Consider the following 12,070-nt stretch of genomic DNA (forward strand, 5'->3'; position numbering starts at 1 on the left):
CCTCCGATGCCCCCGAACCCCGCGCTCCGCACTGGCTAAGCCAGTTGCTTCGCTTATTAATCACGTGTTTTTCCAAAGGCGATGACTCTGGCTGACACGCGATATTTTTCCAATAAAACACCGATTTCTTTTGATGAGACTTTCTTCTTTTTGAAAAGGTCTTTTCTATCCTTTAACATCCCGGGAACACCCAGAACCATATAAAACCAGGCCTTTAAAAGAATAACGAGGCCCGAAAAAAATGAGTTTTGCCGGAGATATTCTCCGGCGAGGCCCTGCCCGGTTACGGCCCCGCAGGTTTGGCATGATAAACGTTTTAACGTAAACCAGGGGCTCTTCATCAGGTCAATAAACGGAAAATTCTTGACCACAACCCAGCCCCTGTTCCGTTCGACCAGGAAAGCCTTCATTTTCGAGGCGCGAGAGGTTGAACCCGAAAAATGATGATAGACAACCGCCCGGGGGGAATACACGGCTCTCCAGCCAAAAAGCCGTCCGCGAAGCCCCAAATCGGTATCTTCACAATAAGCAAAAAAACGTTGATCAAAAAGCCCGATTTCGTCGAGCATCTCTTTTTTATAAAGAGCCGCGCAACCGCTTGGGAAAATGACCTCTTCTTCTTTGTTGAATTGACCGTCATCTTTCTCAAGTCGTCCACGGCCCCAGCTTAAGCCATCGGGGTAAATCAAGTGGCCGGTATTGTCGATCAAATTATTTCCTCCGGCCAAATAGATTTTGGAGGCGCACATTCCAATCCTGGAATCTTTCAATGCCGTTTTGACGAGTGAAAATATCCAATCCTGATCGGCCCAGGCGTCATTGTTAAGCAAGGCAATATACGCTCCCTTTGAAGCTTTAATTCCCTGATTATTCCCTCCGGCAAATCCTTCATTCTGCTCATTTAAAATAATTACAGCCTTCTTTCCATAAAGCGCATTAATTTTTTCTCGTGAGCCGTCTTCGGAATGATTATCAACCACGACAATTTCACATTTTGGATAGGATTGGGCTAAAAGGGATTCAATGCATTTTTCAATCGTGTCTAATCCATTCCAATTCACGACGATGATTGAGACTAAAGGAAATTGGCCCATGGTATCACTATATGAAAATCGAGCGCTCCTTGCAATTGAAGAGTGTAAAACAGAGATAGAAAGTTGTCATTGCGAGCGAAGCGAAGCAATCTTGCCATCTTGAACAAAGATCGCCACGCACCCTACGGGTGCTCGCGATGACAGGCAAAACAAGGAATTGCCAATCCTATTTCTGTTCCTGGGTGAAGAGTATAAAAAAATGCCATGAAATCACTCCCATGGCACTTAAAATAAAATAGTTTTTAAATTGAAAAGCGTCTTTATCAATCAGGGCTTTTATAGCTTTGAGCGGCTAATTCGATCGATTCCTCAATTAACCGCTGATGGTCGGTTTTATTTAAGGTCCTCTGGAGCAATTTTTCGGTAGCGGAAACAACCAAATCGCCCGTAAATTGGCGAACTTCTTTCATCAGTTTTATTTTCTCACGCTCAATTTCCTGGCGCGTAGAAGCAATCATTCTCTCCGATTCCTGGCGGGTTTTTTTTTCACTTTCTTCCAGGATCTGCTGGCTCCGGGCCTTGGCTTTTTCGAGAATCGCTTCCGTTTCCTGCCTGGCGTTTTTTATCCTGGTTTCATATTCGCTCATTAGAGCCCTGGCTTCTTGTTGTAGACGCTCCGCATGCTCAAGGCTTTCTTTAATCTTTTTCTCCCTGGCATCGAGAACTTCTAAAAGAGGCGGAAAAGCGTACTTATAGAGAATAAAGAGCAATAGGCCAAATGAGACAATCGACCAGAAAAGAAGCGGTGTTAAAAATTGGGTGTCAAACTGAGGCATACATTTCCTTCCATTTATATTCAGGGACCTTCGCAAAATACGCTCAATGCCCCCGAACCCCGCGCTACGCACCGGCAAAGCCGGTTGCTCCGCTTTTTTAATTCCTACTTTCTTAAGCCCATGATGATAAACGCGATGACCAGGCCATAAAGTGCGATTGCTTCAACGAGGGCAAAACCAATCCACATATATTTTCCGATTTTGGCTTCGGCCTGGGGTTGTCTTGCCACCGATTCAATCATTTTTCCGAAAATATAGCCAATTCCAATACCGGAACCTGCAAACCCTGCTGCGGCAATACCCATACCAATTAAAGCGGCTGACGATGAATCCATACTTTTCTCTCCTTCTTAAAATTAAACGTTAAAATACATTTCATAGACAAAACTGCTCAAAAAGGCTCAGTTGCCCCCTCCGGGGACTTCCCACATTAAATCTTTTGAAGTGGGTCGAAAACCGCAGGGACGAGAACGCCGCAAATGACCTTTTTCAGGGATTTTAATGGTGCATCTTAATGGCGTCACCTAGATAAACCGTTGTCAAAATCACAAAGATATAGGCCTGAATAAAGGCGATACCCACTTCCAGCAGGTTAATTCCGATGGAAAAAGCAAACGGAAGCCATCCAATTAGAAAACCTAAAGAAATCGCCATGCCCAGTAAAACACCCAAAACGGTATGCCCGGCAGTCATATTGGCAAATAAACGAACAGCAAGTGAAATGGGACGGGCCAGCTGGCTGACAATTTCAATCGGAATCATCAGAGGCAACAACCATCCAGGTGTCCCGGGCGGCACTAAAATCTTTAAAAAACCCAGCCCGTGATAAATAAAACCCGTCATCAGGCTGAGCAAGTAAACCGTCACGGCAAAGGCGGCCGTCACGATCAATTGACTGGTAACCGTATAAAGACCCGGGATTAAACCGAGTAAATTTGAAAACAGAATAAAAAAGAAAAGGGTCGCTATAAAAGGAATAAAGATTAGACCTTTTTCACCCATATTTTCCAGGACCATATTTTTAAGAAAATCCATTGCCATTTCAGCGAGGCTTTGCATCCTGGAAGGCACTAAACGCACCTTTCTCCCTGCCACGAGAAAAAACAGAATAACCGCCGCGCAAACCATCCACATCATGATGACCGCTTTGTTAATCGAGACGTCTATTCCAAACAGATGGAGATTGAGAAGATTGTAGAGTTGAAAATGTTCTAACGGGTTGTGCTCCAAAGTAATTTCCTATTTTTTATCGTTCTGGGACTGAACAAACCGAAAAATATTCAAAAAACCGGCGGCCGATCCGACCAAAACCCCTAAAATCAATAACCAGGGAGAGGAATTAAAATACTGGTCCGCAAAATATCCGATTCCCGTTCCGATTAAAGTCGCCACCACCAGGTCGACACCGATACGGGTTGCATAGGAAAGACCTTGATAGAAGGCGTCATCGTCTTCTTTGTCTTCTTTCCCCATCGTTGAAACCTATACGTTTTTTTTGGCAAATGAAAATCAGGTAAGTTAACCAAAAAAGCGGGTCGAAGTCAAGAAAAAGTGTATGTGAAAATCTGATTAGAAGAGCATGGAGAGAGAGAAATCGACTTTACTTTCGACAGGAACACTCTGAGTATCAATTTGGGTGGTATTTTTGGCCATAGCCGCTCCAATATCCAGTTGTAACAGCCAGAGGTTGATCCCTAACCCTGCCGTATAAACCAGCCCGATATCACTTTGCGCCAGATTGGTATAGGCCCCTCCCCGAAGAAGCAAGAATTTAAACAGGCTGAGCTCCAAACCCCCGCCAACATTCTGGGATTTGTAATTTCCAGTGATATTGGTATTGTTTCGTGTCAGGTCGATATCCGCGGCAAGCCTTAAGAAACTTAAGGGCTTGTAAAGAAGCCCGGCTCTGACCTGCATCTGTTCGGCAATGGAATCTGTCCCATCCTCGGGAAGCGGTTTTAAGGCAAAGGAAGGGGAGTTAATATTTCTCGCCGTAAGTCCCGCTCTCAGCTTATCTCCAAAACGATAAAGCAGGCCTAAATCAATACCGACTGTACTGCTTTCAACATAATCGTTACCGTTTAGGGCATCTCCTAATTTGTTGTTAAACACCCGGGGAGCCGCATGGTAGGCTCTCCCTCTCATATATTTTAAATTCCCCCCGACGGCAAAATCCTCGGTAATGGCACGACCGTAGGTAAAAGGAACTTCCGCCACTGCCAGGCCTTTGATAAGGAGCCTCGAGGTGTTATTTGAAAAAGTGCCGCCGCTATTGGCCGTGGCAGTCGCTACAGAGGCAGTCGTTTCGATTTGGGTGATAGTCTCAGACGTTGCCGTGACACCCGCCTGGGTTAACCCGTAATCCATCGCGTAGATAAAGTTATTCGTCTGAGTCGCGTTCCATCCTAAACTGGTTAAGGATGCGTTGAGTTCGGTTCTCTGCGCGCCCGACAAAGTCCCCGACGGAGTGTTGCAAGGAGCCGGACATCCATAATTCGTTGGATTAGTAAAATCATCAATCGTAAACGTTGATCCTGTTGAAGAAGGAGATATGTTGATTAAGTCAATTTGGGGGACTGCCGATAGATCGCTAAAAACATTCAGGCCGATCCCAAAATGCCCGACCTCGCCCCCAATACCTGCATGGGCCAATACTTCGGCTGAACGGTTTGGGTTGTCATTAAATACTTTTAGTTCATTGATTAATCCGATAAAGTCCTTCACCTGGGCAGGAGTTAACGGCGGCGAGGAAAGGACCTTGAAATCATACTTTGATATCTTATTAATCTCTTCTCCCAATCCTTCATGAACTTCTGTTCCCACACCTGCGTCGGGAATTAAAAGACTCCATTTCCGTTTTCCATAATCCCCCCCTGAAGCGTTTTTAAAAAAACCATACGCCGCCGGGTTCCAATAGTTGGCTGTGGCATCATCGGCTACCGCCACACTGGCTCCCCCCATTCCCAATGCCCGGGGACCTAAAATTTCCCATTCCCGGGCCTCCACCTCCGCTCCTTGTCCGCAAAATAACAGGATGTAAAAGATCATGAATAAGTTCGCTCGGATTCGCATACCCTGGGCCTCCTGAATTCAAACGGTTATTGTTTTAGCGGGCATCTCTTTTAAAAGGACCGCCAGCACCTCTAAACCTCGTGATCATATTAGAAAAACTTTTCCCGATCAAGAACTGATTTTTGAACTGATTTTTGATGATTTAATCAGGAAGGCGGACAATAGGCATCAATGACATCGAGAAGCTTCTCTTTAATTTCGCGAAGACGCTCTGGCTGAGTAACCTTTCCCTCATTTTGATCCTTTACGTAAAAAACGTCGACGATCTGGTCGAGGCGTGTCGCGATTTTAGCGGAATAGACGGATAATCCCAGATCAAAAATGGCTTTCGTCATCACATAAAGGAGTCCCTGCCTGTCCGAGGCGAAAATATCAATAATCGTACATTCATCTGATGTATCGTTATCGATCTCCACAAGAGGGGGGATCGTCTGTAAATGCTCTTTAACGCCCCGGCCGGACCGCATCTGGTTTTGAAACAAAGCTTCCACGGTTTGTTCGCCCTTCAACACCTCCTGGATATTTTTCTTGACTTTTGCCCACCGTTCTTCAAAGTGAATATCTTCGGAATCCACGTCGTAAACCTGAAAGGAATCCACCACAATCCCTTTCAGGGTCGTATGAACCTGAGCGCCGGCAATTTCCAGTCCGTTGGCCGCAAGACAGCCTGAAATTTTTGAAAAAATGCCCGGTGTAATGGCATCCAGGGTATAGACCGTCAATTCCGCCAACCCTTTTTCTTTATTTCGGCAGACATCGGCCAAAACAGGGTCAGATTTGAGCGCGCTAGCACGCAAAAGATAGGTCAAAAGTTTAGAAGGCTCCATGGCAAACAAGATCCGCCGCGGAAGAGAATTAAAAATCTCTCGTATTTCTTCCGGGGAATAATTTTTTTGCAGTTCTTTTTCAAGAAATTTAAAGATGTTTTCTTCTCTGGCCTTTTCCGAAGCTTCGGTTTTTGCTCCCGTGAGCGCTTCGATGGTTTTTTGATAAAGTTCGATCAATAAACTTCGTTTCCAATCCGTCCAGGCATCAGGCCCCACACCCTTGATATCGGCGTAGGTTAAAAGGCAGAGCATTTTCAACATTTCAGGTTGTCCGACCAAACGGGCGAACTGAAGAAGCACCTTTTCATCGCCTAAATCGCGGCGGAAGGCCAGATGAGACATTAAGAGATGATTTTGAACAAGGAAAATAATTACATCCCCTTCTTCCCTGGGAAGGCCAAGAGACTGGTTAACCCTTTTTGAAATTTCAATCCCCCATTGGGTATGGTCCCCTCCTCTACCTTTACCAATGTCATGCATCAGAAGCGCAAGATGGAGTAAATCCTTCCGTTTGATTTCGCGATAAATCTGCGCCAGCACCCCTGTCTCTTCGCTTAACGCTTCTGCTTCCTCGATACACTTGATCAAGTGCTCATCCACCGTATATTTGTGATACTGGTTATATTGCATTAGCCGGTTCACATGGCCAAAATCAGAAATAAAGGTATCCAGTACGCGGGTTTGGCGCATCTTCCTTAGAAGAGGCGCAATGCACCCCGGCCGGCTCAAAAATTCCATAAATATCTTTTTGCTTTCAGGAGAGGCGAAAAACGCGGCGTCACGAAATTCCACACTCCGTCTCAAAAGGTCGAGCGCCCCTTCTGAAATTGGGAGCCCGCGGGCCTGGGAAATCAGAAAGAGTTTTAAAACATATTCTCCTGAACTTAAAAACAACTTTCTCTTTTTTTCGTCGACCGATACTTCGCGGGGAGTCGCTATAAAACAGGGAGAAATTTTTCTGGCCAGGAGTTTATCCCATATTTTTCTAACGAACGAACGAGGGATAGCCCTCCGGATAAATTGGGAAAAAATCTGGTGAATGGCCGTCGAATGTTTATAATATTGCTGCATAAACTGTTCGACCCCTAATAAATGGGGCTGATCCTGAAATTTAAAAAACTCCGAAAGTCTTTTTTGCTCCCGGAAGGTCAGGATATCGGAGCTTTTACCGGCATTAAAATGCATTTCATTCCGGACAATCCAGAGGAAATTTTGCGCCTCGGTTAAAGCATTATATTCGTAGGCGGTCAGGAGTCCCTGTTTATGGAGTTCAACCAGAGAATAGGTCCCGTAACAGGTAAATGCAGCCCATTGCAAATAATGGATATCCCTTAACCCGCCTTCGCTTCTTTTGATATTCGGTTCCAGGATATAAACGGTCGAGCCGAATTTCTGGCGTTCTTTTTTGATCTGCTGAAGGAGTTCGTTGACATATCTTTTTTTATCCCGTTCTACCACTTTTTGATAATAAAGACGTTGAAACTCCTGAAATAAGGTTTCACTTCCTGCCAGGAGCCTTGATTCCATAAGAGCGGTTCTGGCTGTTAAATCATGGAAACCGATATGAATCGAATCTTCGATCGTCCTGACGCTATGGCCGATGGTAAACTCCAGGTCCCAAAGAAGATAAAGCATCTCTTTCGAAATCTCTTCGACCGCTTCTTTACATTCAGGCTGATAAAGGAACATAATATCCATATCAGAAAACGGATTGAGTTCTCTCCTCCCGTAACCTCCCACGGCAACCAGACAGATTCCTTCTTGAATGTAGCCGGGAGACGATATCTCATACTGAATAACGGCTTTACGATAAAGTCCTGTCAGAATTTCGTCGGTCAGGGTCGTCAATTCACGGACAATATGACGGCCGGAGGCTCCCTTTTTATGGAGATCATAGAGGTCACGCCTTCGGCGCTGGAGATAGTTTTTAAGGATTTGAATCCGCGTCTGCCGGTCAGAAGAGCGGTCGAGAATTTCTTTAAGAGATAAGGAGGAACTCATACAGATAATCTAACATAAAAAAGAATCGGTAAGAATATAAAAATAGACCCAAAAATAGAGCGGGGTGTGTCCCGAACAGCGACCTCTTCGAAGTTCGTTTACCCTTCCACAAGCATGTAAAAACAGGTGGTAAACTTCGGAGCGCGAGCAGAGAGGGATTCATCCCGCTCTATTCTTTATAAAGCGTTTTCTCCTTTTTCGCCTGTACGAATCCGAATCGCTTCGCTTAATGATGTGACGAAGATTTTCCCGTCGCCGATGGTTCCGGTTTTTGCGGCGTTGGTAATTGCCTCGATGGCCCGCTGGGCTAAATCATCATTGACCACGATTTCGATCTTGACTTTTGGGACAAAATCAACCGTGTATTCCGCCCCCCGATAGGTCTCCGTGTGGCCCTTCTGCCGGCCAAACCCTTTGACCTCGGTAACGGTCATCCCCTTGACCCCGATGTCGTTAAGAGAATCTTTCACCTCGTCCAGTTTAAAAGGCTTAATAATGGCTTCAATTTTTTTCATGATAAATATCCTCCGTATGTATTACACTTTTTGAGGCTTCTCAAAAAGATTCAGGTGCAAGGCCGCAGCCCTGAGGGCGACCGAGGCGTACGAAACAGGTACGTTGAGGAGCCCGAAGGGCGAGAACACAGCAAGTGAACTTTTTCAGAAACCTTTAATTATAGCCGCGTTCATTGTGCTGACTTAGATCCAACCCGTTCTGCTCATCTTCAGAAGTTACCCTCAAACCGATGATGGAATCAACCACTTTAAGTATAATTAAAGTTCCAACAAATGAAAACACCCAGCTTGCAACGATCGCAGTCAGTTGGACCACGACCTGATGAGAATTTCCATAGAAAAGTCCATCTCCACCAGCCGAATTGACTAACTTCGTGGCGAAAAGACCCGTTGCCAGAGCGCCCCAGGTTCCACCAATTCCATGGACACCAAAAGCATCCAGTGAGTCATCATACCCAAACTTATTTTTAATGACAACCGATGCGAGGTAACAGAACACCCCGGCTCCGACTCCCACGAGAATCGAAGATAAAACGGTGACAAATCCTGATGCAGGGGTAATGGCAACAAGTCCCGCCACCGCACCGGAAGCGGCGCCTAAGACAGTCGGTTTCCCGCGATGGAGCCATTCTGTTACCATCCATGCAAGTGCGGCGGCCGCAGTCGCGGTATTGGTCACCACAAAAGCGACGGTGGCCAACGTTCCAGCAGAAAGGGCGCTTCCGGCATTAAAACCAAACCAGCCAAACCAGAGGAGCGCCGCGCCCAAAACGGTTAATGGAAGGTTATGAGGCGCCATTGCTTCAGTTCCATATCCTTTTCGCTTTCCAAGATAGAGCGCACACGCTAAACCGGCAACTCCGGAACTGATATGAACGACAGTACCGCCGGCGAAATCAAGCGCGCCTAAATTATGGAGCCACCCTCCGACTCCCCAAACCCAATGGGCAATCGGATCATAAATAAAGGTTGCCCATAATAGCGTAAACAGAATAAAAGCGCTAAATTTCATTCTTTCCGCAAAAGCCCCCGTAATCAACGCCGGGGTGATCACGGCAAACATCGCCTGGAAGATCATAAAGGCCTGATGCGGAATCGTCGCCGCATAATCGGGATTGGGATCATAGCCAACTCCGCTTAAACCAAACCAGGCAAGACTTCCGATCAAACCTCCTTTGTCGGGTCCAAAGGCGAGGCTATATCCCCAGAGAACCCATTGAATACTGATGATGCAAAGAATAATAAAGCTCTGCATGATGGTCGCCAAAACGTTCTTTTTTCGTACCATGCCCCCGTAAAATAATGCTAAACCCGGGGCCGTCATCAATAAAACCAGCGCAGAAGAGGTCAGTACCCACGCCGTATCTCCGGAATCGATTTTAGCCGGCGGGGCAGGAGCCGCTGCTGGTGGTACCGCGGGAGCCGCTGCTGCCGGAGCCGTAGTCGGAGGCGTTTCGACCTGGGCAAAAGCGATGCTGACCATTCCTAGCAACAGCATCAACATGATCATGGTATATTTAAGTTTCATTCGATAATCTCCTTATTTTTTCAATCATTTAGAAGGTGTGAACCACGCCTAAAGTCACCGTGTTTTGAGTGCTTGTTGGTGTACCATCTTCCTTCGTAAAGACATCTTGATCTGACTTATCTTGACGTAAATCTAAACGAACCAAACATCCACCCGGAGCGGAATGCTCAAGGGTCAGGGTCCCTTCTTTTAATTTTTGACCACCGGTACCGAGATTGGTGGCTGTCGCAAAACCATCTTTATCGTCTAATTGCTCAACTCGAGCCACGATTGCCATAGAAGGGGTGATGGCGTATTTACCATAAAGAGCATATCCTGACCATTTAGCATCTCCCGCACCAACCCCAAGTCCCTGTTTTTGGATGCCATCATCATAATTGGCCATCAACGAGATGGAATCGGTCACATTGTAGGTCACAACCACGTCCAAAAGAGATTTTGTATCGCTTACGGTTCCAGCGATAATCTCAGGGCCGGTCATATAATTTATGATAATCGGAAGCGACTTGACCGGCGTGACCATCGCCTGAATACCGTAGGTTTTGCCGTTATTGGTTTCAACCGTACTGTTCCAGCCATTGACGACATCGCCCATGAGGGTCAATTGATCATTGAGGGTATAAGTCAGCCTTGCTCCGGTATGATAATAAGGAATAGCCCAGGCAAAGAGAATGGAACGGGTATAGTTCCAGTTATCTTTGCTTTCAATCACTTCGGACCCATGCTGGGTCACAAATTTTCCAAAATCCAACTGCAATCCAGGCATTAAGAGCATGCTGGCATATGCCTGACGGAAGTTTTTATAGGTGGACTCAAGATTTGTTGCAGGACAGGGAATTGTTCCAGCGCAGGCCACGGCATCAGCCGCCTCGCCAAAAGCCAGGCCGATATAGAATCCGGCTCTGTTTGTTTCATCCACTGGTTTAACAATATTTAATTCCACCAGACTGACATTGAAATCATTGGAAACAAAATCAAAGTTATGAAACGCGTTTTTATGGCTTTGAGGACCGTTCATATTGTAGCTGTAGTAGCCATCCACAAAACCGCTCACATTGACCGTGTCGTACCATTTTGGCGCTTTTGCGTCTTCTGCATAACTGACCTGGACTGATCCAAGTCCGATTAAAGTAAAAAAGGCTGCTGCTAAACTCATATTAAATTTTTTAAACATAATTTCTCCTTTTTTTTAAATTTTAAAATAGATAACCTGGTCTTTGACCTCCGGATTCTATAATTTATATAATGATTTTGCAACCTTAATGCCAAATAGGAACAATATGCATAACCCATTGTTTTAAAAGATATTGTTAATTAAACTTATTTTTTCACCTCCTTTTTTACGACAGTTTTGTCGAGTTTTAAAACAAATTAAAAAATTTTTATTTTATAACTATTTGATTTTAAACAATATTTTAACAACTTACCCATTTTTGTAGGATCCTACAAATTTGTATTAACATTGATGGTCTCGTCAAAAGCCTGTGACGGACTTTGGAATGGTCGCACTTAGACCGAGACGGACTTTGGAATGGTCGCACTTAGACCGAGACGGACTTTGGAATGGTCGCACTTAGACCGAGACGGACTTTGGAATGGTCGTAGTTAGACCGAAAAAACGGTTTTCTATCATTCCCGTGCAAGCGGTCTTACTGCGACCATTCCACAATCCGTCACGGAAATCCAGTTTTTTCAAGTAATTATGTTCTCCCCAGATTCCCGCTTGCACGGGAATGACGACTTTTTACGACTTCATCAACATTCATTTGATACTTTTTAATTTTATAAGATAAGACTCTTTCTGTAAGATTCAGTTGTCTCGCGGCCTTTGCGATGATCCCTTTATTGGCCTTCATGGCTTCGGTAATGAGCTCTTTTTCTAAGGCCTCAATGGCTTTCTTAAATGAAATTGTCGGAAGATATTCCATTTTTACTCCTTATCTTATGATTCCAAGAAAAATAGTAATATCATAGAGCAATAGTTATACCGAATTCTGCCTTACTTCTATCTGATTGATTTATAAAAATTTTTTTATTTTCAAAAATAAATGAAAAAAATTTAAAGACAGGTTCACTACAAAAATGTTATTTTATGGAGGGAAATCCTACTAAAATGGTAACTACTCAGGAGTGTCAGGGAGGAAAAAGCATTTCAGGCAAGTACGGTTGACCTGTCAGGGACTGGGTAATGGATTGCAAGAGGTTCCAGCCGTTTTTACGAGCTGTGGATAGGTAGCTTCTGATGCGGGCAAAGTTT

General features: G+C 45.0%; 11 protein-coding genes. All 11 read right to left on the minus strand.

Annotation, left to right across the window (positions count from 1 at the left end):
- Positions 1–56 precede the first annotated feature (56 nt).
- Positions 57–1,094 (minus strand): glycosyltransferase family 2 protein, encoded by a 1,038-nt coding sequence (locus tag HYR79_10760; protein MBI1822177.1) that lies wholly within the window; start codon positions 1,092–1,094, stop codon positions 57–59.
- A gap of 263 nt (positions 1,095–1,357) precedes the next feature.
- Positions 1,358–1,870, minus strand: coding sequence for a F0F1 ATP synthase subunit B (gene atpF, locus HYR79_10765; GenBank protein ID MBI1822178.1), 513 nt, complete (start codon positions 1,868–1,870; stop codon positions 1,358–1,360).
- A 104-nt stretch (positions 1,871–1,974) separates the two neighbouring features.
- Positions 1,975–2,205 (minus strand): ATP synthase F0 subunit C, encoded by a 231-nt coding sequence (atpE, locus tag HYR79_10770; GenBank protein MBI1822179.1) that lies wholly within the window; start codon positions 2,203–2,205, stop codon positions 1,975–1,977.
- 163 nt (positions 2,206–2,368) lie between these two features.
- Positions 2,369–3,100 (minus strand): F0F1 ATP synthase subunit A, encoded by a 732-nt coding sequence (locus HYR79_10775; protein MBI1822180.1) that lies wholly within the window; start codon positions 3,098–3,100, stop codon positions 2,369–2,371.
- A gap of 9 nt (positions 3,101–3,109) precedes the next feature.
- Positions 3,110–3,343 (minus strand): AtpZ/AtpI family protein, encoded by a 234-nt coding sequence (locus tag HYR79_10780; protein MBI1822181.1) that lies wholly within the window; start codon positions 3,341–3,343, stop codon positions 3,110–3,112.
- Between the two features lie 96 nt (positions 3,344–3,439).
- Positions 3,440–4,942: a conjugal transfer protein TraF gene (gene traF, locus HYR79_10785; GenBank protein ID MBI1822182.1), complete on the minus strand. Its 1,503-nt coding sequence runs from the start codon at positions 4,940–4,942 to the stop codon at positions 3,440–3,442.
- 146 nt (positions 4,943–5,088) lie between these two features.
- A complete protein-coding gene (gene glnD, locus HYR79_10790; protein MBI1822183.1) occupies positions 5,089–7,770 on the minus strand; it encodes a [protein-PII] uridylyltransferase in 2,682 nt (893 codons plus the stop codon).
- Positions 7,771–7,946: 176 nt separating this feature from the next.
- Positions 7,947–8,285, minus strand: coding sequence for a P-II family nitrogen regulator (locus tag HYR79_10795; protein ID MBI1822184.1), 339 nt, complete (start codon positions 8,283–8,285; stop codon positions 7,947–7,949).
- Between the two features lie 154 nt (positions 8,286–8,439).
- On the minus strand, positions 8,440–9,813 hold the full coding sequence (locus HYR79_10800; GenBank protein ID MBI1822185.1) for an ammonium transporter: 1,374 nt from the start codon (positions 9,811–9,813) through the stop codon (positions 8,440–8,442).
- A gap of 28 nt (positions 9,814–9,841) precedes the next feature.
- Positions 9,842–10,987 (minus strand): porin, encoded by a 1,146-nt coding sequence (locus HYR79_10805; protein ID MBI1822186.1) that lies wholly within the window; start codon positions 10,985–10,987, stop codon positions 9,842–9,844.
- A gap of 526 nt (positions 10,988–11,513) precedes the next feature.
- Positions 11,514–11,741: a helix-turn-helix domain-containing protein gene (locus HYR79_10810; protein MBI1822187.1), complete on the minus strand. Its 228-nt coding sequence runs from the start codon at positions 11,739–11,741 to the stop codon at positions 11,514–11,516.
- Positions 11,742–12,070 lie beyond the last annotated feature (329 nt).

The sequence above is a fragment of the Nitrospirota bacterium genome (genome assembly GCA_016178585.1).
GTDB lineage: Bacteria > Nitrospirota > Nitrospiria > JACQBW01 > JACQBW01 > JACOTA01.